Source organism: Sanguibacter massiliensis (genome assembly GCF_900240335.1).
Taxonomy (GTDB): Bacteria; Actinomycetota; Actinomycetes; order Actinomycetales; family Cellulomonadaceae; genus Flavimobilis; species Flavimobilis massiliensis.
The window spans coordinates 1892033-1917016 of sequence record NZ_LT964979.1; the positions used below are offsets into that span (position 1 = coordinate 1892033).

The 24984-nt window shown below is 71.0% G+C and carries 15 protein-coding genes; 7 read left to right on the forward strand and 8 right to left on the reverse strand.

What is annotated here, in order from left to right; genetic code table 11:
* The first annotated feature begins 149 nt into the window (after positions 1-149).
* The 3 genes from C1729_RS08855 to C1729_RS08865 all read left to right on the forward strand — a co-directional run bounded on the left by C1729_RS08855 (position 150) and on the right by C1729_RS08865 (position 4489).
* Complete coding sequence (locus tag C1729_RS08855; protein ID WP_207204588.1) at positions 150-1127, forward strand: ATP-binding cassette domain-containing protein; 978 nt, start codon at positions 150-152, stop codon at positions 1125-1127.
* Positions 1124-3793, forward strand: a complete 2670-nt coding sequence (locus C1729_RS08860) for a YhgE/Pip domain-containing protein (RefSeq protein ID WP_102509621.1) — start codon at positions 1124-1126, stop codon at positions 3791-3793. Before C1729_RS08855 ends, C1729_RS08860 begins: the two co-directional genes overlap by 4 nt.
* Positions 3794-3889: 96 nt before the next feature.
* On the forward strand, positions 3890-4489 hold the full coding sequence (locus C1729_RS08865) for a TetR/AcrR family transcriptional regulator (RefSeq protein ID WP_242493769.1): 600 nt from the start codon (positions 3890-3892) through the stop codon (positions 4487-4489).
* Between the two features lie 84 nt (positions 4490-4573).
* On the opposite strand, the gene C1729_RS08870 is transcribed toward C1729_RS08865, so the two are convergent.
* The 3 genes from C1729_RS08870 to C1729_RS15365 form a co-directional block, all read right to left on the reverse strand.
* Positions 4574-4831 (reverse strand): hypothetical protein, encoded by a 258-nt coding sequence (locus tag C1729_RS08870; RefSeq protein WP_102509622.1) that lies wholly within the window; start codon positions 4829-4831, stop codon positions 4574-4576.
* Positions 4832-4870: 39 nt separating this feature from the next.
* On the reverse strand, positions 4871-5749 hold the full coding sequence (locus tag C1729_RS08875; RefSeq protein ID WP_102509623.1) for a nuclease-related domain-containing protein: 879 nt from the start codon (positions 5747-5749) through the stop codon (positions 4871-4873).
* A 163-nt stretch (positions 5750-5912) separates the two neighbouring features.
* Positions 5913-6539 carry a restriction endonuclease gene (locus C1729_RS15365; RefSeq protein WP_422917657.1) on the reverse strand — a complete coding sequence of 209 codons (627 nt, stop codon included), beginning with the start codon at positions 6537-6539 and terminating at the stop codon, positions 5913-5915.
* Positions 6540-6680: 141 nt separating this feature from the next.
* On the opposite strand from C1729_RS15365, the gene C1729_RS08885 reads away from it, so the two are divergent.
* The 4 genes from C1729_RS08885 (at position 6681) to C1729_RS14770 (ending at position 12163) form a co-directional block, all read left to right on the forward strand.
* Complete coding sequence (locus C1729_RS08885; protein WP_102510605.1) at positions 6681-7097, forward strand: (deoxy)nucleoside triphosphate pyrophosphohydrolase; 417 nt, start codon at positions 6681-6683, stop codon at positions 7095-7097.
* A gap of 38 nt (positions 7098-7135) precedes the next feature.
* A complete protein-coding gene (locus C1729_RS08890) occupies positions 7136-10222 on the forward strand; it encodes a DEAD/DEAH box helicase (RefSeq protein WP_102510606.1) in 3087 nt (1028 codons plus the stop codon).
* Between the two features lie 452 nt (positions 10223-10674).
* Entirely contained in the window at positions 10675-11268 is a 594-nt protein-coding gene (locus C1729_RS14615; protein WP_165375372.1) for a DUF6318 family protein, read from the forward strand.
* Positions 11269-11497: 229 nt separating this feature from the next.
* Positions 11498-12163: a PKD domain-containing protein gene (locus C1729_RS14770; RefSeq protein ID WP_242493885.1), complete on the forward strand. Its 666-nt coding sequence runs from the start codon at positions 11498-11500 to the stop codon at positions 12161-12163.
* 67 nt (positions 12164-12230) lie between these two features.
* Here C1729_RS14770 and C1729_RS08910 read toward each other — a convergent pair whose 3' ends face one another.
* From C1729_RS08910 to C1729_RS08935, 5 genes are all read right to left on the reverse strand, one after another.
* On the reverse strand, positions 12231-15452 hold the full coding sequence (locus tag C1729_RS08910; protein WP_165375466.1) for a putative Ig domain-containing protein: 3222 nt from the start codon (positions 15450-15452) through the stop codon (positions 12231-12233).
* Positions 15453-18113: 2661 nt separating this feature from the next.
* A complete protein-coding gene (locus C1729_RS08920; protein ID WP_102509629.1) occupies positions 18114-18845 on the reverse strand; it encodes a glutamine amidotransferase in 732 nt (243 codons plus the stop codon).
* A gap of 267 nt (positions 18846-19112) precedes the next feature.
* Positions 19113-22235, reverse strand: coding sequence for an efflux RND transporter permease subunit (locus C1729_RS08925; protein WP_165375467.1), 3123 nt, complete (start codon positions 22233-22235; stop codon positions 19113-19115).
* Between the two features lie 92 nt (positions 22236-22327).
* A complete protein-coding gene (locus C1729_RS08930) occupies positions 22328-23068 on the reverse strand; it encodes a TetR/AcrR family transcriptional regulator (protein ID WP_207204590.1) in 741 nt (246 codons plus the stop codon).
* A 228-nt stretch (positions 23069-23296) separates the two neighbouring features.
* The gene (locus C1729_RS08935; protein WP_102509631.1) at positions 23297-24889 is read right to left on the reverse strand and encodes an aspartate-alanine antiporter-like transporter; all 1593 of its coding nucleotides are present in this window, start codon (positions 24887-24889) and stop codon (positions 23297-23299) included.
* Positions 24890-24984: the final 95 nt, after the last annotated feature.

Genomic DNA, 24984 nt, shown 5'->3' on the forward strand with positions numbered 1-24984 from the left:
GACGAGCCCGGCGGGAGCGACGAGCCCGAGCGGCGGTATGTGACGCGGTGTACACCTCGATCGATTGCGCGGCGCCTCGTCGTGCGCATATTTTTGGACTGACCAGTCAGTCCAAAGAATGGTGCGGGCCCGACCCGCCGGAGAACCCCATGGACACCACACCCCGCGCCGCGATCCTCGCGAAGTCGCTGCAGCTCGACGGCCCGCACGGCCCCGTCTACGGCCCGATCGACATGCACGTCGCCCCCGGCGACCTCGTCGTCCTCCAGGGCCCGCAGGGCTCGGGTCGCACGAGCCTCCTGCTCACCCTCGCCGGCCGCATGAAGCCGTCCCCGTCGACCGTGCAGCTCACGGTCCGCGGCCACCACCTCCCGCGCGACCGCCGCGCGGTCCAGCAGGTCACCGCGATCGCCGGGTTCGCCGGCATCGACGACCTCGAGCCGTCCGTCACCGTCGGCGACACGCTCCGCGAGCGTCTCGCATGGCTCACCCCCTGGTACCGACGCACGCCCCCCGTCACGGACGCGACCCTCCGCGAGCTCGCCACGCCCGTGTTCGGCACGCGCCGCGTGCCGACGGCCCGGACTCTCGTCCGCGACCTCGACGAGGTCGACGCGATGCTCCTGCGCATCGTCGTCGCGCTCGTGGCGCACCCCGACGTGCTCGTCGTCGACGACCTCGACCAGGTGCACGACACGGCGCGTCGTCAGATCGTCTGGGACCGCCTCGCAGCGCTCACGACCGCGACGACGGACCCGACGGACCCCACGCCGTCCACCCCGCCCGCGCCGGGCCTCACGGTCATCGCGTCGGTCGCGTCGGCCGGCGAGGTCGACGCGATGACGTGGGCCGCCCGCCCACGCGTCGTGCGCCTCACGACGGGTCCGCGTCTCGACGCGGACCCGCACGCGGACGCGCACGCGGACCCGCACGCGGACGCGACCCCGGCCGCACGGCCGACCTCGCCCGCGGCCCGGGCCGCGCACGCCCGCGGTCCGCACGCCCACGGTCCGCACGACAGCGACATCTCCCCGGCCGCGCGCACGGCCGCCCGCACCACCGAGACCCCCGTGCGGACCGGGGCCCCGTCCCCGTCCGCCCCATCCTCCGAGGAGCCCCTCGCATGATCTCCCTCACCTCGACAGGCACGGAGCTGCGGCGCTTCCGCCGCGGCACGCTGCCGAAGCTTGCGCTCGGCGCGCTCGTGCTCATCCCGCTGCTCTACGGCGCCCTGTATCTGTGGGCGTTCTGGGACCCGACGGGCCGCATGGACAACCTGCCGGTCGCGCTCGTCGTCCAGGACGAGGGCGCGACGATCTCCGGCGAGCACCGTGAGGCGGGCGCGGAGATCGCGACGCGGCTCACCGACTCGGGCGACCTGCGCTGGGTGCGCACGGACGCCGACGACGCCCGGACGGGCGTCGAGGACGGTGACTACTACTTCGCGGTGACGATCCCCGCGGACTTCTCGCAGCGGATTGCGGACGTCGCGGGCGACGACCCGACGGCGGCGAGCATCGCGGTGACGTACAACGACGCGAACTCGTTCCTCGCGACGACGCTCGGGCGTTCCGCGATGGAGCAGGTGCAGACGGCGGTGCGCGAGGAGATTGGCGCGCAGGCGGTCGGCTCGGTGCTCGTCGGGCTCGGTGAGGCGCGCGACGGTCTCGGGACGGCGTCGGACGGTGCGCTGCGGCTGACGACGGCGGCCGGAACGGTGTCCGACGGCGCGCACACGCTCGCGGACGGCGTGCAGAGTGCGGCGACCGGGGCGAGCACGCTCGCGTCGGGTCTCGGCGAGCTGCGCGCGGGTGCGGGCAGCGCGGCCGACGGTGTGACGCGCCTCGACGCAGGGGCGTCACGCCTCGCGGACGGGGCGGCGACGCTGAGCGGCGGGTCGAGCACGCTCGCGAGCGGCACGTCGAAGCTTGCGAAGGGAGCATCGACTCTCAAGACGGGCGCGTCGAGCCTCGCGGACGGGGCGTCGACGCTGAGCGACGGCACGCAGAAGGTGAGCGCCGGCGCGACGTCGCTCAGCACGGGCGCGACGACGCTCGCCGAGGGCGCGACGACGCTTGCGACGGGTGTGACGACGGCGCACGAGGGTGCGGTGACGCTTGCCGACGGCGCGTCCCGTCTCGCGGCTGGCGCCGCGACGGCGTCGTCGGGAGCGGACGCGCTCGCGTCCGGGGTCACGCGGGCCGACGGGCTCGTCGCAGGTGCCGCTGCGCTGGCCGACGGCGCCGACGACCTTGCCGACGGGCTCGAGGCCGCGGCCCCGACGCTTGCGGAGGTGCCTGCGACGCTGAGCGACATCGCGGAGCTGCTCACCGCAAATGTCAAGGCGCTCACGGCCCTCGATCCCGACGGTACGAGCACGACGGTCCGGGCGGTCATCGCCCAGGACAGGGCTGCGCTCACGCAGCTCGGCGGGATCGACGGCGCGGCGATCGCCGCGCAGCTCGACGCGGCCGTCACAGGGTCTCGGACGCTCGCGGACGGCGCTGCTGCGCTGAGCTCGGGCGTCACGAAGGCATCGGATGGCGCGCAGCAGCTCGCTGCGCAGCTGAGGCCCGGCACGCAGGGCACGACGACGCTGCGCGACGGCATCGACGGGGTGGCCGCAGGTGCGGCGGGACTCGAGCAGGGTCTCGGTCGGCTCAGCACGGGCGCGGGGAGCGTCGCGTCGGGCGCCGGAAGTCTCGCGACGGGTGCGGGCACGCTCGCCGACGGCGCGAGCAGCGCCGCGCAGGGCGCGGCGACGCTCAGGCAGGGCGCGTCGAAGGTCGCCACGGGCGCGCGGGACCTCGCGAAGGGCGCGACGGGTGCGTCTGCGGGTGCGTCGAAGCTCGCGAAGGGCGCGGGCTCGCTCGCGTCGGGTGCGTCGACACTCGCCGACGGCACCTCGACGCTCGCGGACGGGACGAGCGCACTTCTTGCGGGGGCGACGTCGGCGGCCGAGGGCGCGTCGACGCTCGCGGACGGGACCGCGCAGCTCGCCGACGGTGCGGGCCGGCTCGATGACGGGACGACGCAGCTCGCCGACGGGGCGGGCACGCTCGCGGACGGTCTCGCGGACGGGGCCGCGCAGATCCCCGACGACTCCGAGGCGCTGCGCACACAGCGGGCCGACGTCATCGCGGCGCCCGTCGTCGTCACGGACACGGACGTCGCGCAGGCCGAGGGCTTCGGCGAGGGCTTCGCGCCGTTCTTCATCTCGCTCGCGCTGTTCGTCGGCGCGCTCATCACGTGGCTGCTGCTGCGGCCGGTTCCGTCGCGGGCGCTCGCCGCACCCGTCTCGGGTGCGCGGATCGCGTGGGCGGGCCTGTGGCCGGCGCTCATCGTCGGTGTGGGCCAGGTGGTTGTCATGCTGAGCGTCGTCAAGCTGGGCCTCGGCATGCACACGGCGCACCTCGCGGGGGTTGTGGCGTTCACGCTGCTCGTCTCGGCGACGTTTATCGCGCTGCAGCAGGCGATCATCGCGCTCGCCGGGCCTGCGGCCGGGAAGGTCGTCGTGCTCGCGATCCTCATGCTGCAGCTCGCGTCGTCGGGCGGGACGTACCCCGTGCCCGTGACGGCGGACTTCTTCCAGGCGATCCACCCGTGGCTGCCCATGAGCTACGCGGTCACGGGGCTGCGCCAGCTCATCACGGGCGGCGTGGACGGGCGACTGCTCGTCTCCGTCGCGGTGCTCGGCGGGACGCTCGTCGCGTCGCTCGCCGTGACGGCGTGGCGGTCGGGGCGGATGCGCACGTGGACCGTGGACAGGCTGCACCCGGCGATCTCGCTCTGAGCTGTTCCGTCACCGGGTCGTCTGTGGGGGCTGGTGCACACGATCCGTGTGCACCAGCCCCCACAGACACTCCCGCATCCTGAGAGGATGAACCTCATGACCTCCCCTTCGCCGCGGTCGATGCCCGCTCGCACCGACGGTCACGCAGCGCGCCGCGCGGGCACCCGTGCGGCGGTCATCGACGCGGCCGTGCGGCTCGTGGCGCGCCAGGGCTTCTCGGCGACGAGCGTCGACGACATCGCGGCGGAGGCCGGGGTCGCCAAGGGCAGCGGCTACTACAACTTCGCGTCGAAGTCGGACATCCTCGAGGCCGCGCTCGGCGAGGGCACGGAGCGGCTGCGGACGACTCTCGCGTCGGCGCGCGACGCCGTCGCCGACGACGAGCGGATCGACGCGATGGTGCGTGCGCTGCTCGCGGCGGTCCACACCTACCCGGACCTCGCGAAGCTCGTTGCGGCCGAGGTGTTCCGGGCGGAGCGCGAGTGGCAGCAGTCGATCGGTGCGCTGCGTGCCGAGACGATCTCGATGTTCGAGGTCGAGCTCACCGTGAGGCGTCCGGGCGAGGACGTGTCGCTGCTCGCCGCGGCGGTCTTCGGGGCGACGCTCGTCGCGGGGCTCGAGTGGCTCGTCTTCCAGCCGGACAGGACGCTCGACGAGGTGCATGCGAGCGTGCGGGGGCTCACGGCGGGCCTGTAGGTGGAGCGCGACGCTCGCCGCCGCGGTTCCGGCGACGGAGTGCTCGGAACGGCTCCGTGCGGGCGCCGAGATGCCCGAGGTGACTCAGCCGAACCCGACGAGAGCGTCGTACGCCACGAGGACGACGGCGGACACGACGACGCACAGCCCGAACCACAGGCCGCCAAGGTCGACGGGGCGACGGTCCTCCTCGTGGACGGAGAGGAGCACGGGGATGTCGGACTCGACGACGGTGTACGCCGCCGGCACGTGATCGGCCATCGCGTGGAGGTGACGGGACTCCGCGAGCGTAGCGCGCCGCGAGCTGGCGGGCACTGTGGGCTGCACGTTGAGGTCCGTCATGTCCGTGTTATCGGACGGGGAGGGGCGGGGCTTGAGCGTTCAGGGAGATGAGATCGCCCCGGTGAGAAGGCTCGCGAAGGTGTCGCCGATCCAGGACGCGATCCCAGGCCCGTAGGCGATGAGCGCGACGACGCCGAGCGCCGCGAGGCCGAGACGGAGCAGCCCTGTCGCAAGCTGCCGACCACGGCTCGCCGGCTGCTTGGTTGTCTTCGCTGTGCCCCGGCTGGGGTCGTGCGCCTTCGTCGCGCCTCGCCTGCGTCCGTGCGCCTTCGGCGCCCGCGCGTCCCGCGGCTGCACGAGCTCGCGGTCGAGGACGGAGGCGACCGCCGCGACGTCGAACGGTGTGAGCCGCGGCGGCAGGCTCAGCAGCCACGGCCCCAGCTGGGCCCGCCCGACGACGGTCGTGGGCCCGATCTGCACGGGCTCGACGTCGTGCGCGACCGTCGTGAGCGCGCCGCGCGCAGCGGTGCGATGCTCGGGCCGCAGGAGCGCCGCGACCGACGCGGCCTGCAGGCCGACCGCGTCCGTCTCCTTGGTGCGCGCGTACCCGTTCTGACGGAGGACACCGCCCTCGGTCGTCACGGTGCCCGTCCAGTTCTTCGCATCGATGACGACGACGCCGCCCGGGCCGATCGCCACGTGATCGATGTTCGCGAGTTGTCTGTCAGGCTGGCGAACGTCGTGCAGAAGCGTCCAGCCGTACCGCTCGAGCGCGCCGAGCGTGTGCGCGACGAGCCGCTCCCCCTCCGCGCCCTGCGACCACGTGCGCTGCTGCTTGAGTGCCCGCTCGAGCTGCACCTGCGCGGCCGCGTCCGTCTGGTCGCGCAGCTCCTGCTCACGACGAAGCGCCTGGGCACGCCGGGCCGCGCGGGAAGCAACCTCCTCCGCGCCCCGGCCCGGAAGGGTGGGGTCGGTCATGTAGTGGGGATCGGCAGGTTGGGGTGGGGACGTGAGTGCCGCACCTCTTTTGACGCATCAGTGCGCCTGCAAGCAAAGATGGTCCGCTGAGCGGTCCGCTAAGTCCAGCTTCCGTTGTCCGCCGTGTGAGATCCTTCGGCCCGACGAGCGCGGCTGCCGGCGCCTAGAGCTTTCGGAAGTTCGGCCCGAGCCCTCGGACGTTTCGGAAACGCCACATCCCTGCACCGATCAACGCGAACGCAGCTGCGGTGGGAGGAAGAGACCAGTCAGCCTCCGCCGGATTAGCCAAACAGTCAATCGTCAGAAGAGGTGCGCTCACTGCCGAGAAGAGCGTGGTGGCCTCAAGCCAGTAGCGACGCGCCCAGAGCGTCAAGGGCGACGGCTCCGCTGGCGCGGCTTCAGCCGGCAGCCCAGCCGCCCGAGCCGGAGGCGCTACCGCCGAGGGGACAAGAGCGCGCGAGGCCGCTGGACTCGACGGAGTCAGACGACCCATTGAATCGAAGACAAACAAGGCAATGTCCATCTCTGCCGCATACTCCCGAGCCTTCGCGGAGTATCCACTTGCAGAGAAGAAGAACAGGTCCAGGAACACCTCCCGGGCGCGAGCACCAACAAGGCGCTGGAGGTCAGGCCTCCCCGTCTGCGCCCCCCTGAACTTCACCTGAGCAATAGCCCTTGCGGCACGGACGTCGACGCCCCCATCGGGCCCAACAGGCGTCTCCGACGCGTCGGGGTAGCCCATTCCTCGCATTGCGGCTGCGGCCATCTGTTCGGCATGCTGATCACTCATCACATACTGGCCATACTGCCAACGCGGTTCCCTCACAGAGCCTTGATCGGCCGCGGGCGGCACCTCCTTGAGTTCGGAACTCACGACCGCAGCGCTCCCACGCACAGACCTGAGCGATCGGCTGGCTGAGATACTCGCGTGGTGACTTCTCCTCGACTAGTAGTTGGCGCGGTCCTCGTTGACTCGCTCGGCGTCCCGACAACGTTTGTCGGAGCCCGCCGAACCAAGCCTGCTGAGCTGGTTGGCCGATGGGAGTTTCCTGGCGGGAAGGTTGAGCCCAACGAGTCGCCTGAAGCGGCGCTCATCCGTGAACTGCAGGAGGAGCTCTCGATCACCGTTCGTCTCGGTTCCGAGATCGTTGGACCGGAAGGCGGGGCGTGGCCGATCTCCACGTCGTACGAGATGCGCGTGTGGTTTGCGGTCGTCGACGAGGGCTCTATTGAGCCGACCGACTCGCACGACGAGCACCGCTGGCTCACGGCTGACGACGCCCTCTCGGTTCCGTGGCTCGACGCTGACATCCCGATCGCTAGGGAAATCGCGCGCCGACTCGTGTAGTCGGCGCTGACGAAATGTCTGTCGTCCATGCCAAGCTCATGTCCGTGGCTGAGAACAGGGTGGTCGGCCTCTACGAAGAGGTCCACACAGGGGCAGTAGAGCGGGAGTTCGCGAAGGCGCTGGGCATCAGCCCGGAGTTTCGTCCGATCCCGGAGGGCGACGTGCCTGCGGTCCTGGCGCGCCACGTGGCTACCGTCGTTGAGCGGCGGCTCAGCGGTCTCAAGTCGGAGCAGCAGACTGCGATTGCCAACGAGGCGCTCGCCGCGTTCGGCACTGAAGACGACGTACTTGTGGCCCTCGAACAGCTCGTGGCGGTCAACAGCACGGACTCATATCGCCCGCGTCTTCTCACTCCACCGTTGACGCCGCTCTCGCAGACTGCCCTGCTCACGAACGCACCGGGCGAGCCGAGCCTCGGCCATGAGCTCCGGTCGGAGCTCACAAGCGCCGACTCTGTTGACCTCCTGTGCGCCTTCGTGAAGTTCACGGGCATCCGGATCATCAAGGAGCAGCTCGAAGAGTTGCGTGATCACGGCATCCCGTTGCGGGTCATCACGACGACGTACATGGGCGCGACTGATCGCCGTGCACTCGACATTCTCGTGCGGGAGCTCGGGGCGACGGTCAAGGTTTCGTACGAGCGCGATTCGACGCGACTTCACGCCAAGGCGTGGCTGCTCAAGAGGGCCTCGGGGTACGACACCGCCATCATCGGGTCGTCGAACCTCTCGAAGGCGGCCCTGGTCGACGGGCTCGAGTGGAACATTCGCGCGTCGAACGTCTCGACTCCCGCGCTCATCAGGAAGTTCGAGGCCACGTTCGAGACGTACTGGAACGATCCTTCGTTCGAGACGTACGACCCCGATGTCGACGCCGAGAAGTTCGACCTCGCCATCCGGCGCGCCAGCGGAGACAGCTCCATCGTGCTGTCGGGACTCGAGGTCCACCCGCGGCCGTATCAGTCGCTCATGCTCGAGGCCCTTGCCGCGGAGCGCGCGCTTCACGATCGGCATCGCAATCTTCTCGTCGCGGCAACGGGCACCGGGAAGACCGTGGTTGCCGCGCTTGACTACAAGTCGCTCTGCGAGGGGCAGCCGCAACGGCCCACGCTGCTCTTCGTCGCGCACCGCAAGGAGATCCTCCAGCAGTCGCTCCGCACGTTCCGCGAGGTCCTGGGCGATCCGACGTTTGGTGAGCTCATGGTCGACGGGATCCGGCCGGCGCAGAAGCGGCACGTGTTTGCTTCCATCCAGTCGCTCAACGGTGCCGCCCTCGACGCAATCCCTGCAGATGCCTTCGATGTCGTCATCGTTGACGAGTTCCACCACGCAGCCGCACCTAGCTACCGTGCGCTGCTCGACAAACTTGAGCCGAAGGAACTCCTCGGACTCACCGCTACGCCAGAGCGGACCGACGGGCTCGACGTCAGAAGCTACTTTGGCGACCGGGCCGCGTACGAGCTCCGACTGTGGGACGCACTCGATCAGGACCTCCTCTGCCCGTTCCACTATTACGGCATCGCAGACGACGTTGACCTGTCCCGCGTCGAATGGCGACGCGGCAGCTATGCGACCGCCGACCTCGACCGCGTCTACACGGGGAATGACGCACGAGCGCGCCTCGTTCTCAGAGCTCTGGCCGATCGGGTCGCCGACCCGGCCCAGATGCGGGCGATCGGCTTCTGCGTCTCGGTCGCACACGCCGAGTACATGACGTCGGTGTTCAGCAAGCACGGGATCGCAGCGGAGACAGTTGTCGGTACGACGCCTCGCGACGAGCGCACTCAGGCGCTGACCAACCTGCGCAACGGCACCACTCAAGTGATCTTCACCGTCGACGTCTTCAACGAGGGTGTCGATGTCCCGTCTCTCGACACGGTGCTTCTCCTTCGGCCCACCGAGTCGGCAACGCTCTTTCAGCAGCAGCTGGGGCGCGGACTGCGCCGTTCCGATGGCAAGGCGCTGCTTACGGTCCTCGACTTCATCGGCCAGCAGCACCGCGAGTTCCGGTTCGTCGACAAGTTCCGTGCGATGGCCTCCGGGACACCGGCCGATATCGAGCGTCAGGTTGACGAGGGCTTCGGGTACTTGCCCTCTGGCTCACAGATCTCACTCGACCGTGTCTCCCGCAAGATCGTGCTCGACAACATCAGGACCGCGGTTCGAGGCGCACTCTCGACGCTCGCGCGGGAGATCCAGGCGGCGGGCGACACCGGCCTCGCCGAGTATCTCGAGGCCCATGACCGATCGATCACCGACATCTACTCAGGCGGGCGGTCGTGGACGGCGCTTCGTCGCCGCGCGGGGATCGAGACATCACCGGTTGGGGACGACGAAGCGAGCCTTCTCTCGAAGATGTGGCGCTTCGCGCACGTCGACGACCCTGAGCGGGCGACTGCGTACGCCATGTGCGCGAACCCCGACGGCACCTCGTACAACGACATGACGAGGCGCGAACAGCTCTACGCAGCAATGCTCGTCGGCCAGCTGTGGCCTGGATGGCGCGGAATCACAACCGTCGAAGAAGGCCTGGCACGACTACGCGCCGAGCCCCTTGTCGCCGACGAACTCCGCCAGCTCGTGCACCTCACCTCTGAATCCGCCCGGCGCCTGACGGAACCACTGGGTAGGGGCCTCCACGACGTCCCGCTCTACAGCCACGCCACCTACACGCGCGACGAGATTCTCATCGCGACTCGGTGGGCGGAGCTGCGCAAGGGAGGGCGCACCACGACTGGCAGCGCCACTGGCGTCCTCTGGGTCGACGAGATCAACACCGACCTCTTCTTTGTCACCCTGCAGAAGGACCAGAAGGAGTTCTCGCCGCAGACGATGTACCGCGACTTCCCGATCAGTCAGGAGCTCTTCCACTGGGAGAGTCAGAACCGGACTGCGATCGAGTCGGAGGTTGGCCAGCGATACGTCAACCATCTCGATCGGGGAAGCAGGGTCGTCATCTTTACGCGCTTCACCAAGAACTCTGACCTCGGCCAGGCGTCTCCGTACGTCTGCCTCGGCACGGTGACCCACGTCGACCATCGAGGATCGCGGCCGATCGCGATCACCTGGAGACTCGACAACGCTATGCCCGCCAGCGTGTTTCAAGCTGCGTCCGCAAGCGCGTAGCAGAACCCAAGTCGTGATAGGCGAGCACGTAAGCGGCTCTTCGCCGATCTGGTGGGGAGTAGTTCGGGCCCCGTGACGGGCTGGGTGTAGGGGTCGAGGTCCCCGATGATCAGAAGCGCCAACCACTGATCGACCTCGAGGACCTCGACGTTGTCCAACGCTACGCGGTGCGCCGACGCGCCCACCACTACTGACCCTTGTTCGCGCTGTGACGTGCTGCTCGGCCTGAGGACCACCTCCTCCGCGGGGATATCGCTTTGCCCGTTCGTTCGCACCGAACGTTCGGTGCGAACGAACGGACATTCGCCGAGGCCTCGTCGCCGCCGCGCACACCCGGCTACGGGGTTGCATGCTCGGATCCTTCTCTGTTCATCCCCAGATTGGCACTTCCGCGTGCGTTCGTCCCGAACGCGCTCTAGGTTCGACGACGGACCGACGACGGAGGACGCCCCATGCCAGCAGCACGACCAACCCGCGCACTGACGCTGCCAGCAGCCTTTGTGGCCACGGCGCTCACAGTCGCCGCGTGCGCTGGAGGCACACCCACACCCGTACCCACGACCCTCCCGACCTCGGCGCCGACGACCACCGCGCCAACGCCGTCACCCACGCAGACCGAGGACCCCAACCCCGCCGGGCTCAAGCCGCTCCCCGCTGACGAGATCGACGCATCGTTCGTCACGATCGAGAACTTCTTCACGGCGTACGAGTACGGGCTCCGGACGGGCGACCCGTCCGCACTCAACTCACTCTCCGCCCCCGGCTGCGAAACGTGCGAGACGTTGGCCGACAACATCATCAACGTGAGAGACCTCGGTGATCGCGCGAAGGGTGGAGCCTTCACCATCAAGATCTCGGAGCTGAAGCAGAGCCTCGTTCCGGGCCGAGTCGCCTGGTGGCTCCACGTCTCCCAAGATGCCACGTCCATCACCCACTCCAACGGTGAGAAGACGACGCTCAAGGGCTTCGACGGCCCTGTCCTCGTCGAGGTGTCCCCTGAGGATGCCTTCCGCATCACCGCGTTCGACACGTCGATCAATGACTGAACTCGCGGCGATCAGCACCGCGATCTTGCTCGCAGCCACATTCGCATCGGCGCCTGCGCCCGTACGCGATCACTCCGGAGACGACGCTACTCCCGCCTTGGTGGTGACCTTCCGGCAGCCTCTTGTCGCTGGCGCTTGGAGCACGTTCGACGGACCGGGAGACGTCAAGGTCGAGGACGCCACCATCAGCCCTGGAACACCGCCACGGGAGCCAATCCCTCAGGACGTGATGGTCGACCGCCTCCCCTGGGAACCCGAAGACTGCCAGATCATCACCATCCCCCTCGCCGAGACCAACCTCCGCGCCCAGTGCGCCAGCCCCGCAACGTTCGTCTGCCCCGAAGGTGCCATCGGCGTCACCGCCTACAAGTACCGCACCCGCCCCCTGAACTCCGCCGACCCTTGGTCCGGCTGGCGCCTCCTCAACGGCCCCTGCGCCCCCATCGGCGACCCCACCGACGAGCTCGCCGACGCCGTCGCCCGCGAGCTCAAGACCCTCAAGATCCCGCCCAAGCACGCCAAGATCGCACCTATCACCGACTGGTTCACCGTCCAGACCCCCATGACCTACTACACCGACGCCGGCACCGAGCTCCTCACGACCACGGTCCTCGGCACGAACGTCGAACTCGAGCTCACCCCGTCGTCGTACTCCTGGGACCCCGGCGACGGCAGCAAACCCCTCACCACGACGAAGCCCGGCGCCCGCTACCCCGACCAGACCGTCACCCACGCGTACACGAAGGTCGGCACCTACCGCGTCACCCTCACCACCACCTGGACCGGCCGCTTCCGCACCACCGGCGGCACGTGGCAACCCATCGCCGGCACCGGCACCACCACCCACACCACCGCACCCTTCGAGACCCGCGAGATCCGCTCCGTCCTCAGCTGAGGCCAAGAACGTCGACGGGCCCGCACCCCTCGTGGGATGCGGGCCCGTCGACGTGCCGTCGCGCGTGTCAGGCCGTGCGGCGCCTCACCGCGAGCACGACGACGCCCGCAGCGGCCAGCAGCGCCGCGAGGCCGAGCCCGACGAGCGGGCGCGCGCCCGTGACGGGGAGAGCGTCGTCGTCGGACGGCTCGGTGGTCGACGGTGCCTGGGTCGACGGCTCGTCGGACTCGTCGTCCGTCGGCGTCTCCGTCGGGTCGTCAGTCGGCGTCTCCGTCGGGTCGTCGGTCGGCGCCTCCGTCGGGTCGTCGGTCGGGCCGTCGGTCGGGCCGTCAGTCGGCGCTTCCGTCGGGCCCTCCGTCGGCTCCGGCGCCGGCGGCGCCGCGACGACGAGCCGCACCGTGCGGTCCACGGCGCCCGTCGCGTTCGCGCCGCGCACGACGACGTCGAACACTCCAGCCGTCCTCAGCGTGCCCGCGATCGTCGCGGTCCCGTCCCCGTGGTCGGTGAGCGTCAGGCCCAGGAGCGCCGTCGGAGCGGACAGTGCCCGCACCCCGAACGTGGCCGCCGCAGGAGCAGTCGCGAGGACCGGGGCGACGGACACGAGCGTGACGCTCGGCGCCGGACGCCCCGCGAACGCCACCCCGAAGGACGTCGCACCGGTCGCCGGCACACGGATCGGATCGGCGGCCGTTCCCGCGCCCGTGAGGCCCGCGTCGAGCGAGACCCCCGCGAACGTCGTCGCCTCCGTCACAGCGACCCGCAGCCGGGCGGCACCCGGCAGCGACGTCGCGCCCCACGGGTCGACGGTCGCGCCCTCACGGACCTCGACGACGAGCTCACCGTCGATCGCACCGGGGGCGAGCGTCACGGCGATCGTGTGACCGGTCGCGGTCGGCGTCACCACGATCCCGGAGACGTCCACGCCGGACGTCGTGACGTCGTCGGCGTCGAGCCCTTCGGGGCCCGCGACGGGAACACGGCCAGCCGCATCCTGGACGACGTCGAACAGCACGGTCGAGCCCGGCCGCACCGACTGCGTAGGCCCACCGACCGGCGTCACCGTCGTCGTCGCACGCGGCGCCTCGACGATCACCCTCACGGTGCGCAGCACGGTCGCGAACGTGTGCGTCGCACGCAACGTCACGTCGTACGTCCCCGTGGTCGTCGGCGTGCCAGCAATCGTCGCCGTGCCGGCGGCACCCGCCACGAACGTCAGCCCGGGCGGGAGCGCCGAGGCGAGCTCGAGCGCAGGCACGGGCATGCCCTCCGCCACGACGTCCCATGCAAGGGGATCGCCCGCGCGCACCGTGGCGTCCGCGGGGAACTCGCTGAACACCGGCTCCACCCACGGCGTCACCATCGCCGAGCCGGCCCCGCTCAGCGCGCCGAACGCGTCGATCGCGGCCCCGTCACGCACGGTGACGGTGAGGTCGGCGTCGGTCCAGCCGACGAGGTCGAGCACGAGCGTGTACGCGCTGCCCGAGCCGGTGAGGTCGATGCTCCTCACCGTCGCCCCGGTGACGTCGATGTCGCTCGCGTCGAGTCCCGTCACCGGCCACGGCTGGCCATCGCGCGTGACGCTGACGTCATAGCGCAGCGTGGAACCGCTGAGCGCGACCTGCGGCGTGGCGCCGCCCTGCGGGACGACCTCGACCTCGGGCCGTGTCGCCGCGCCGACCGTGAGCTGCACCGGCTGGAACGTATACCCGAACCGGTTCTGGGCCATGAGGTTCAGCGTGGCCGGCCCCGCGGCAGTCGGGGTCCCGATGAGACGCAGCTCGGTCGTCCCGACGAGGGTGAGTCCCGCAGGCAGCCCCGCCCCCGTGACAGGGACGCTCGATCTCGCGACGACGACGTCGACGGGATAGCCGACGCGCAGGCCCGTCGGCTGCGTCACTGTAATGACGGGCGCCTCCCCCGCGTCCACGACAACGTCGCCCCGGCCGACGACGATCGTGTCGGGTCCGACGGTGCGCCGGACGACGAGCTCCGAGGTGAACGTCCCGGCCTCGGAGAGCGTGCCCCGCAACTGAGCTCTCGCACCCGCCACCTCGACGTCGACACCCTCGATTGCGGGCTCGAGGGACAGGGACACGTCGGCGTCCGTCGGCACCGCAGGCCCGGGGAGTGTGAACGGGGATCCCACGGGCCAGCTCACCGAGGTACTTCCCACCTGGAACGTCGGCAGGACCTTGAGCGTGAACTGCTTCTCCCGCGTCACACCGTACGTGTCCGTCGCCGCGACCGTGAACGCGAACGTCCCGGACGACGACGGCGTGCCCTGCAGCACGCCGGTCTGGCTCAGCGAGACACCCGACGGCAGCGCGCCGGAGGAGATCATGTGCGTGAGGCTCGTCGCGCCAGAGGCGCGCACCCACCGGGTGAGCGCGGACGGCAGCGGCTCGTCGACGAGCGTGCCACGCTCCGGCGCGCCGTTCCACGACGGGGCGGGCATGCGCGCATACCTGAGCGGAAGGGACGCGCCCACGCTCGCCTGGCCCCACGTGTCCGTCGCCGCGCCCTGCGGCACGACGAGCGTGAAGGCGCCCGCGGGGGAGCCTGTGACGTCGGCGGTGACGCGCAGGACGTTGCCGACGACGGCGACCGTCCCGCCGTCGACCGTCACCCCTGCTGCCGACGGCGCCCCGGCGAGGGAGGCAGGCGTGGCGCCCGAGCGCATCTCGATGTCCCACGTGGCAGTCCTCGCGTCCGCCGAGATCGCGAGCGGGCTGTACCCGATGATCGTCGGCACGGGCGCGGCGGGCCTCGCGCCGCCGAGCGGCGTCGACGTGATGCCGGCGATGCGGAACGTGACCGCGGGGGCTGCGGCGTTGCCGTTTCCGTGGCGGAACTCGACCGAGAGCCGCGTGATGTTGCCAAGATCGGCGTTGCCCTTGAAGCACGCGCTCTGCCCGGCGGTGCACGCGTAGTTGAAGACGAAGCCGTGGCTGGGCGTCGGCCCGATCCCCGCGTTGTACGTGCTGCGACCGCCGTTCGCGTCGGTGACGACCGCCGTGATCGAGAGCGCCATGTAGTCCCGCCCGCCCTCGACGTCGAAGAGGTCGAGGAACAGCTGGCCGTTCGTCGACGCGAGGAGGTCCGTGGGACTCATCGTGTACGTGAGCGCTACGAGCGGCGTCTCGTTGAGCTGACCCTTGTTCAGGCGGACGACGCCGGAGCCGCCAGACTCTGCGAACGTCGAGTCGCCGACGGTGTCGACCGTGCGGGTGCCCCGCACCGCCCCCGCGAAGTCGTCGAACGCGACGGCCCCGACGGCAGTGGCGGGCACCGCGACCGTCGACGCCACCACTGCGAGGAGTACCGCGAGACTTGCCCGCGCAAAACCTGAAAGACCCCGTGTGACGTGCATGTTCTCCCCAGTTGACGACGCCACGTCAGGTGGCGGCCCATCGTGTCACACGCAGTCCGACCTGCGGAAGGCTCCTTCCCGAGCGTTGGACGCTCTCGTGCACGTCCTCGCTACGCATACTCCGGATCACCGGCGAAACGACCCAGTCGGCCGCCCGCTCTCGTGCTTTGCTGGGACGAGACCGCCCGACCCCACCCCGGGAGCCACCGTGACGAACCGCCTCGCCGACGCCCTCTCGCCCTACCTGCGCCAGCACGCGTCGAACCCCGTCGACTGGCACGAATGGACCGATGATGCCTTCGCCGAGGCCCGCGAGCGCGACGTCCCCGTGCTCCTCTCCATCGGCTACGCGGCCTGCCACTGGTGCCACGTCATGGCCCGAGAGTCGTTCTCGGACCCGGACGTCGGCGCGCTCATGAACGCGGGCTTCGTGAGCATCAAGGTCGACCGCGAGGAACGCCCCGACGTCGACGCCGTCCACATGGCCGCGCTCCTCGCCCTCACCGGCCACGGCGGCTGGCCCCTCACCGCGGTCCTCACGCCCGACGGCCGCCCCTTCATCGCCGGCACGTACTACCCGCCCGAGCCCGTCGGCGGGCAGCCGTCGTTCCGGCAGTTCCTCGACGGCGTCCAGGCCGCGTGGCACGGGCAGCGGGAGGCCGTCGAACGTCAGGCGGACGCGCTCGCCGCGCACCTGCGACGCACGTCGGCCGCGGACCCGTCGCGGGTCGGGACCCTGCCCGATGCGTCCGTGCCCGACGATCTCGCGCCCGATGCTCTCGTACCCGACGCCCTCGTCGAGACGCCGTCGACCGGGCGGATGCCCGGGCGCCGGGCGCCCGCGGCCCCGGGACCGGACGACCTCGCCACCGCCGTCGAGCATTTGCTCGACGCCGAGGATCGCGTCCACGGCGGATTCGGCGGCGCCCCGAAGTTCCCGCCGTCCGCAAATCTCCTCCAGCTGCTGCGCCACCACGGCCGCACGGGCGACACCCGCGCGCTCGACCTCGTGCGACGGACGATCGTCGCGATGACGTCTGGCGGGCTCCACGACCAGCTTGGCGGCGGCTACGCCCGCTACACCGTCGACGCGACGTGGACCGTCCCCCACTTCGAGAAGATGCTCACCGACAACGCGCAGCTGCTCGCCGTCCTCACGGGCCTGTGGCGCGCGACGGGTGAGGACTGGGTGCGCACGACCGCCCTGCGGCTCGCCGAGTTCCTCGAGCGCGACATGCTCACCCCCACCGGGTTCGCGACATCGCTCGACGCCGACACGGACGGCGCCGAGGGCACCTTCTACGTGTGGACGCCCGCGCAGCTGCGCGACGCGCTCGGGGACGCGGACGGCGCGTGGGCGGCGGACGTCTGCTCCGTCACCGACGCGGGCACGTTCGAGCACGGCACGAGCGTCCTCCGCCTCGACCCGTCGGTCCTCACAGCCCCCTCGCGACGGATTGACGGGTTCCCCCCGCCCGACGGGGGGAACCCGTCAATCCGTGGGGGTCGGGACGAGACGGACGGTGAGAGGTGGACCCGCGTGCGGGGGCTGCTCGCCACCGCACGTTCCGCGCGCACCGCCCCAGCCCGCGACGACAAGGTCGTCGCCGGCTGGAACGGCCTGACGATCGGCGCGCTCGCCGAGGCCGGCCGCACCCTCGACGCCCCGCACCTCGTCACGCTCGCGGCACGCGCCGCCGACGCCGTCGTCGGTCGCCACCTCGACGGCGACGTGCTGCGCCGCACGAGCCTCGGCGACCGCGTGAGCCCTACCGAGGCGACGCTCGAGGACCACGGTCTCCTCGCCGACGGCCTCCTCCAGCTCCACGCCGCAACCGGCGACACCCGCTGGTACGACGTCGCCGCGCGGCTCGTCGACCGGCTTCTCGACCGCTTCGTCGACGGCGACGCGTTCTACGACGCCCCACCCGCGGGTGACGGCCCGGCGCTCGTCGTCCGTCCGGGCGACCCGACCGACGGCGCGTCACCGTCGGGCAGGTCCGCCGCTGCAGGCGCGCTCGTGCGCCTCGCCGCGCTGAGCGGCGAGCACCGTCGCCTCGCGGCAGCGCACGCGGCCCTCGCGCCCTACCGGACTCTCGCGCACGGAGCGCCGCGCGCCGCCGGGTGGGGCCTCGCGGTCGCGGAGGCGCTCGCCGACGGGCCCCGCTGCGTCGTCCTCGCCGGCACGACATCTGACGGGCCCCTCGCCCGCACCGTCTGGGCCGCCACCACCCCCGGCATCGTCCTCACGCTCGTCCCTCCCGCGCCGGAGCAGCCGTCCGACGTCGAGCGCGACCTCACGCCCGTGCCCGCGCACGCGGACCGCGGCCCTGTCGGTGGCGCGCCCACCGCGTACGTCTGCCGGGGCACGACGTGCTCCCTCCCGCAGACTCTGCTCTTATACACATCTCCGAGCCCACGAGACCGTACTAGATCTCGTATGCCGTCTTCTGCTTGAAAAAAAAAAACCGATCAGTACCATCTCACGCCCCTGGTTCTTTTTCCTTCCTTTCTCTCCCACCATGGTTACAATCTCCTGATTCTTTNCTCCGGGGCTCTGGGGCTCTGGGGCTCTGGGGGTCAGCGTCCGAAGAGCTCGACGAAGCGTCGGAGGATGCGTGGGGGCACGGGGGCGTCGCTCGCGCGGGCCGTCGCGAGGACCTGCTCGGCCTGCTCGGGCGGGTAGTAGCCGTGGCCCGCGTAGGCCTCGAGCCGCTGCACGTAGGCGTCGCGCGTGAGCTCGGGGTGGAACTGCGTCGCGTACGCGGCGCGGCCGACGCGGAACATCTGCACGGGGCACGCGGCCCCGGTCGCGAGGACGACGGCGCTCGGTGGCAGCGTGGTGATGGCCTCCTTGTGCCCGACGTATGCGGCGAAGACGTCGGGCAGGCCCGCGAGCAGGGGGTCTGCCCGGCCGGCGTCGGTGAGCGTCACGTCGACGGTGCTCGCCTCCTCGCCGTAGGTCGTGCCGACCACGGCGCCGATCTTCGTGCCGAGCGTCCCCACCCCGTAGCACGCGCCGAGGTAGGGGATGTCGCGGGCGAGGACGTCGTCGAGCAGCGCGGAGATGTCACGCTCGACGCGCAGCTGCGTCGCGCTCTTCGACGCGACCGGGTCCGACGACGTGAAGGGGCTGCCGGCGACGATGACGCCCGAGACGTTGTCGAGGTCGAGCGCTGGCATCGGGCCCTGTTCGAGGCGCACGCGCACGAGCTCGTCGGGCGCGAGGCCACCGAGCTCGAGGTAGGCGGCGTGCTCGACGTCGGCGATCTCGTCCTCGCCACGCGTCGCGAGCAGCACGAACGGCTTCATGGCGGACCTCCTCGCGTCGACGCGGCCGTCGTCACATCCTGCCGGACCCACAGCCTCGCCGCCCACCCCGTCCATCCCAGCCCCACCCCCAGCGTGCCGATAGCCGATCCGTGCACCTCAGGTGCACGGATCGGCTATCGAGCAGCCCCACCCCGCGCTCGATAACCAATCCGTACGGGACACGTGGTCCGATCGGCTATCGAGCCACAACGGGGTCGGGAGGAGAAGCTCCGGGCCCACGCAGACGCCCAGGGCGCGAGCGGCGGGTCAGTCCTCCAGGACGCGCGTCGCCCCGCGCTTCCCGACGCTCTCCACGAGGTGGTACAGCGCCGGCAGCACGATGAGGGTCATGAACGTCGACGAGAACAACCCGCCGATGACGACGATCGCGAGCGGCTGCGAAATGAACCCACCATGCCCCGTCACCCCGATCGCCATCGGTGCGAGCGCGAGGATCGTCGCGACCGCCGTCATGAGGATCGGCCGCACACGGTGCACCGCACCACGCCGCAGCGCGTCCGCCATCGGCACGCCCCGGTCCCGATACTGCTTGACGAGGTCGACAAGCACGATCGCGTTCGTCACGACGATGCCGATGAGCATGAGCACACCGATGAGCGACGGCACCCCGAGCGCCACACCCGTCGCGACCTGCAGGAGGATCGCACCGGTCGCCGCGAACGGGATCGACACGAGCAGCAGCAGCGGGTGCAGCAGCGACCGGAACGTCGCGACCATGACGACGTAGACGATGAGGATCGCCACGAGCATCGCGAGACCCAGCTGGCTGAACGCCTCGTTCTGCTCGGCCGTCACGCCTCCGATCTCCGCCGTCACACCATCCGGCAGGTCGACGCCGTCGAGCGCCTCCTGCACGACCGACGCCGTCTGGCCGAGGTCGTCCGACTCCGGCGTGACGTTGACGACCTGGTTGCGCACGCCGTTCGACGTCGTGATCGACACCGGGCCGTCGACGACCTTGACCTCGGCGAGGTCGCCGACCGTCCCGCCCTCCGCACCGAGCGGCAGGTCACGGATGCCGGCGACGGAGCGCGCCGGGTCCTCGGGCGTGAGGTAGACGTTGACCGACGAGCCGTCGAGCGTCACCGCACCGATCTGCTGCGGCGTGATCATGCCCGCGACCGCCTGCGACAGCTGCGTCTCCGTGAGACCCGCCGCCGCAGCCCTCGCCCGGTCGATGACGACCGACACCGTCGGCCGCGCGTCCGTGAGCGACGTCGACACCTGACGCACGCCCTCGAGCGGACGCATCGCGTCCGCGATCGCCGACGTGCCGCTCGCGACAGCCTTCGCGTCGGAGCCCGTCACGCTGATCTGCACGTCGTTCGACATACCCATCCCCGCGAACGGCGAGATCGTGAGGTCCTCCTCGTCGACGACGTCCGCGAGCGCGGCACGCACGGCGTCCTGGATCTTCGCCTGGTCGCCGTCGGCGTCCGTCGTGAGCGAGTACGAGATCGACTCCGCGCCACCGAGCAGCATGCTCTGGTCCGTCTGGCCGATCGTCGCCGCGACGAGCTCGACACCGTCGACCTTCCGCAGCGCCTCGTCGACCGTGCGGGCCGTCCGCAGCTGCTGCGTGAGGCTCGTGCCCGGCTTCACCTGCTGGGTGATGCCGAGGGAGTTCTGCGCCATGTCGCCGAGGAAGCTCGTCTTCATGAACGGCACGAGCGCGAGCGTCCCGGCGAGCACGGCGACCGCGATGCCGATCGTCGTCCAGCGGTGCGCGAGCGTCCAGTCGAGCGTGCGGCCGTAGCCGCGCTGGATGGCGCCGGTGTCAGGTTCCGAGAGCTCCTCGTCCTGCGCCGTCGGCGCCGCCGCGTGCGCGTCGGGTGTCGTGGCGTCGTGCCCCTTCCAGCTGAGGAACCAGAACGCGAGCACCGGCACGATCGTCAGCGACACGAGGAGCGACGCACCCATGGCGATCGCGACCGTGAATGCGAACGGACGGAACAGCACGCCCGACATGCCGCCGACGAGCGCGATCGGCACGAACACCGCGACGGTCGTCACGGTCGACGCCGTGATCGCGCCGCCCACCTCGCGCACGGCGTCGATGATCGTGCGCCGTCGCGACTTCCCGTACCGCACATGCCGTTCGACGTTCTCGATGACGACGATCGAGTCGTCGACGATGCGCCCGATCGCGATCGTCAGACCACCGAGCGAGAGGATGTTGAGCGTGTAGCCCGCGGCCTGCATGCCGACGAACGCGATGAGCAGCGACACCGGGATCGACACCGCGGTGACGAGCGTCGCGCGCCCCGAGCGCAGGAACGCGAGGATGACGATGACCGCCATGACGAGGCCAAGCAGCCCCTCGGTCGCGAGGCCCGAGATCGAGTCCTCGATGAACGGCGCCTGGTCGACGAGCACGTCGAAGCTCGCGCCCGCGACGCGCGCCTCGAGCTCGGGCAGCGCGTCCTGGACGGCGTGGGAGACGTCGACCGTGTTGGCGTCGGGCAGCTTCGTGATGGACAGCGTGAGCGCCTCGACCCCGTCGACGAGCGAGTACGACGCCGTCGGGTCCGTCGTGAGCTTGACGTCGGCGACGTCACCGAGGGTGGCGGGAAGGCCCGACGGGATGTCGACGGGGAAGCCGTCCTCGTCGGTGAAGGATTCCGTGCCCTGCGTGCCGACGAGCGGGAGGTCCTTGATCTGGTCGACCGACCGCAGGCGCGACCCGATCTGCACGGCCATCTCCGAGCCTGCGTCGACGACCGTGCCGGCCGGGACGAGCACGCCGTTCTGCATGAGCAGTGTCGCGATCGACTGCGCGTTGACGCCGTGGCGGGCCATGTCCTCGGCACGCGGCGTGATCGCGACGCGCGGTCCGGGCGCTCCGATGATCGACGCCGACGCGACGCCGTCGATGCGCTCGAGCGCGGGCACGACCGAGTCCGCGAGCGTTCCCGCGAGCTTCGTCGTGTCGTCGGACGACACCGCGACCTGGATGACGGGGAAGTCGTCGAGGCTGATCGCCATGACCGACGGGTCCGTGCCGTCGGGCAGGAACGAGCGGATGCGGCTGATGGACTGCGCCATCTTCTGCTCGACCTTGGCCGTGTCTGTGCCGAACTCGAACTCCGCCATGACGACGGAGACGCCCGTCGAGGAGGTCGTCGTCGTGCCGAGCAGGCCCGGCACGGTCTGCAGGGCCTTCTCGATCGGAGCCGTGACGTCGCTCGCGACGACCTCGGCCGACGCACCCGGGTGGACCGTGAGGACCGCGAGCTGCGGTACCTCGATCGACGGGATGAGCTCCTGCTTGAGGCTCGTGAAGGCGAGGCCGCCGAAGATCGCGACCACCACCGTGACGAGCGCGATGAGCGCCCTGTTCTTGAGGGAGAAGGCGGAGAGCTTGTGCACGAGAGTCCTGTCTGTGGGGCGTGCGCGGGTGTGGACGGAGGACCCGGGGACGGGGCCTGTGGGCAGGGCGCGCGGGCGGCGCGCCCGCGAGGTCAGGGGGCGGGCGACGCGTCGCTGGGGCCGGGCACGAAGCCGTGACGGAGATACCCGAACGCCTCCGCGACGAGCGCGCGCAGCCGCGCGCGCAACTCGGGCGTGAGGTCCGGCAGGGGCGCGAGCGGCGGGCCGCCCACGTGCCGGGGGGCGGCGAGCGCCTCGGCGCGGCGCTCGTCGGGGTGCGCGGCGTCAGGGCCCGACGGTTGTGCGCTGGGCGCGCACGTCGCACCGGTCTCCTCCGCGACGACATGGATGCTGCCGCCGAGCAGCCCGACGAGCGCCGAGAGGTAGAGCATCGTGCGCGTCGCGCCGAACCGCCGCGCGAGGGCGGTGATCGTCGGGGAGGCGCGGAATGCCTGGAGGCGCGCGTGCGCGACCGACTCGAGGGCGGGGTGCTCGCGCGCGATCGCGGCGAAGTCCCGGACGTCGTCGAGCGCGGGCCCGTCGAGGAGCGCGACGAGGAAGTCCTCGCTCGCGTCGACGAGGTCCGCGAAGGTGCGCGGCGCGGTCGCGTCGTCGAGCGGCTGCGGCTGGAACCGCTGGAGGAACCCGTCGACGACGGCCTCGGCCTTGCCGCCGAAGTGGTTGGCGAACGTGCGGCGGGAGTAGCCGGCGTGCTCGGCGATCTGGTCGATCGTCACGTCGTCGTAGCCGCGCTCCCCGACGAGCCTGAACGCTGTCGCGGCGAGCTCGCGGGCGGTCGCGGCCTTCTTGAGGTCGCGCAGCGAGGCGGTCACCGGACGACTCTAGACACGTCGTTGCCCACAGTGCAACGTTGCCCAGTGAGCAGTCACCCGCACTCCCCGCCGTCCGTCGTCCGGCGCCCGTCGTCCGTCGTCCGTCGTCCGGCGTCCGGCGTCCGGCGTCCGGCGTCCGCCCCACCCTCCGGCTTCCCCCACCCCCGCGACTCGTAGGTCTGGAGCACCATCGAATGGTGCTCCAGACCTACGAGTCGCGGAGAAGGGTCAGAGCGAACCGAGGATGCCGCCCGCGACGATCTTCACGATCATCGCCGCCGGGTACACGAGCGCGTACCCGAGCGCGACCCGCGGGTCGAAGCCCGTCCGCACGTTCGCGTACGCGAGCACCGCGGGCTGCGTGTGCGTGCCGGCGATCATGCCCGACACCGTCGTCGCACCCACGTGGCACAGCCGCCGCAGCACGACCCACAGCCCGACCGCGACCGTCGTCGTCACCGCGACACCGAGCGCAAGGATCCGCAGCCACTCGCCCGACGCGAACGCCGGAGCGACCTGCCCGCCAGCGACGAGCCCGGCCTGCGCGAGGAAGATCAGCAGCCCCAGCTCGCTGAGCGCCTGCGCCGCCGTGAACGACATCGACGTCGAGAACGGCCCAACGCGCCCGAGCCGCCCGAGGATCAGCCCCATGATGAGCGTGCCGGCGGCCGCACCGATCGTCACGCGCACGCCCGGCACGGGCAGGGCGACGAGACCGAGCAGCACGCCGAGCGCCATCCCGACGCCGAGGACCGCGGGGTTGATGTCGGAGAAGCCACGGGTCGAGTCGCCGAGCAGCCTCGTGATCTCACCCATGTGACCGCGCGGCGCGACGACCCGCACCCGGTCGCCGAGGCGCAGCACGGTGCGCGAGTTCGCGACGGCGTCGACGTCCCCGCGACGCAGCCGCGTCACGACCGCACCGAAGCGGGAATGCAGCTCGAGCTCCTCGAGGGTGCGGCCCGCGACCTTCGTCGACGAGACGGTGATACGACGCATCGCGACGACGCGCCCGTCCTGCCGGAGCTGGTGCGACGACACGTGACCGAGCGCCGCGACGACCTCCTCGACGAGCCGCTCGGGCCCCACGACGGTGACGACGTCGCCGACGACGAGCACGTCGTCGTCGAGCGCCGTGTGCGGCGCGGCGTCCTCGGAGCCGCTGCGCAGCCGCGAGAACGCGATCCGCTCGCCGTAGAGCTCCGTGAGCTCACGGACCGACTGGCCGCTCGCCGACTCGACCCGCACGGCGCGCTCGACGATCTTCGGCGGCGCATCGGTGTCGTTGCCGCGCGTCCGTAGCGCGAGGTGCGCGACGACGAGCACGCCGACGACACCGAAGACGTACGCGACGGCGTAGCCGACGGTCGGGGCCGCGTCGTCGCCCGCAGCCTCACGCGCCGCGGCGAGCGCCGGGGTGTTCGTGAGGGCGCCGGCGAACGTGCCGGCGATCGTCGCGGTCGAGAGGTCGAGCAGACGCCCGAGCCCGACGGCGACGCCGGCCCCGGCCGCGACGACGGCGATCATCCACGCGATGACCTTGAGGCTGCGCCGCAGCGACGCGAAGAACTCGGCGCCCGAGACGATGCCGACGGTGAACGTGAAGAGCGTGAGGCCGAGGGTGCCGAACGCGTGCGGCACCTCGAGGTCGATGTTCCGCGAGGCCCCGAGAGCGCCGAGGAGCAGCGCGCAGAAGAGGACCGCGGCGGCGCCGAGGCCGACGCCCCGCACCTGAACGTGGCCGATGGCCGCGCCGAGGCCGACGAGCACGACGAGGAGCAGCACGGGCTGCTCGGCGAGGAGCGAGAGGACAGCGTCCATGACGACCTTTCGACAGGGAGGGGGCCGGCGGGTCGTCCTCGTCCCAGCCGTGCCCCCACCTCATCACGCTGTGACGTCGGTCTCATGGGACCAGA

Bases quoted from the DNA above. Each gene is read 5' to 3' on its own strand.
- C1729_RS08855 (WP_207204588.1), top strand. From the start codon at position 150: ATGGACACCACACCCCGCGCCGCGATCCTCGCGAAGTCGCTGCAGCTC.
- C1729_RS08860 (WP_102509621.1), top strand. From the start codon at position 1,124: ATGATCTCCCTCACCTCGACAGGCACGGAGCTGCGGCGCTTCCGCCGC.
- C1729_RS08865 (WP_242493769.1), top strand. From the start codon at position 3,890: ATGACCTCCCCTTCGCCGCGGTCGATGCCCGCTCGCACCGACGGTCAC.
- C1729_RS08870 (WP_102509622.1), bottom strand. From the start codon at position 4,831: ATGACGGACCTCAACGTGCAGCCCACAGTGCCCGCCAGCTCGCGGCGC.
- C1729_RS08875 (WP_102509623.1), bottom strand. From the start codon at position 5,749: ATGACCGACCCCACCCTTCCGGGCCGGGGCGCGGAGGAGGTTGCTTCC.
- C1729_RS15365 (WP_422917657.1), bottom strand. From the start codon at position 6,539: ATGAGTGATCAGCATGCCGAACAGATGGCCGCAGCCGCAATGCGAGGA.
- C1729_RS08890 (WP_102510606.1), top strand. From the start codon at position 7,136: ATGTCCGTGGCTGAGAACAGGGTGGTCGGCCTCTACGAAGAGGTCCAC.
- C1729_RS14615 (WP_165375372.1), top strand. From the start codon at position 10,675: ATGCCAGCAGCACGACCAACCCGCGCACTGACGCTGCCAGCAGCCTTT.
- C1729_RS14770 (WP_242493885.1), top strand. From the start codon at position 11,498: ATGGTCGACCGCCTCCCCTGGGAACCCGAAGACTGCCAGATCATCACC.
- C1729_RS08920 (WP_102509629.1), bottom strand. From the start codon at position 18,845: ATGAAGCCGTTCGTGCTGCTCGCGACGCGTGGCGAGGACGAGATCGCC.
- C1729_RS08935 (WP_102509631.1), bottom strand. From the start codon at position 24,889: ATGGACGCTGTCCTCTCGCTCCTCGCCGAGCAGCCCGTGCTGCTCCTC.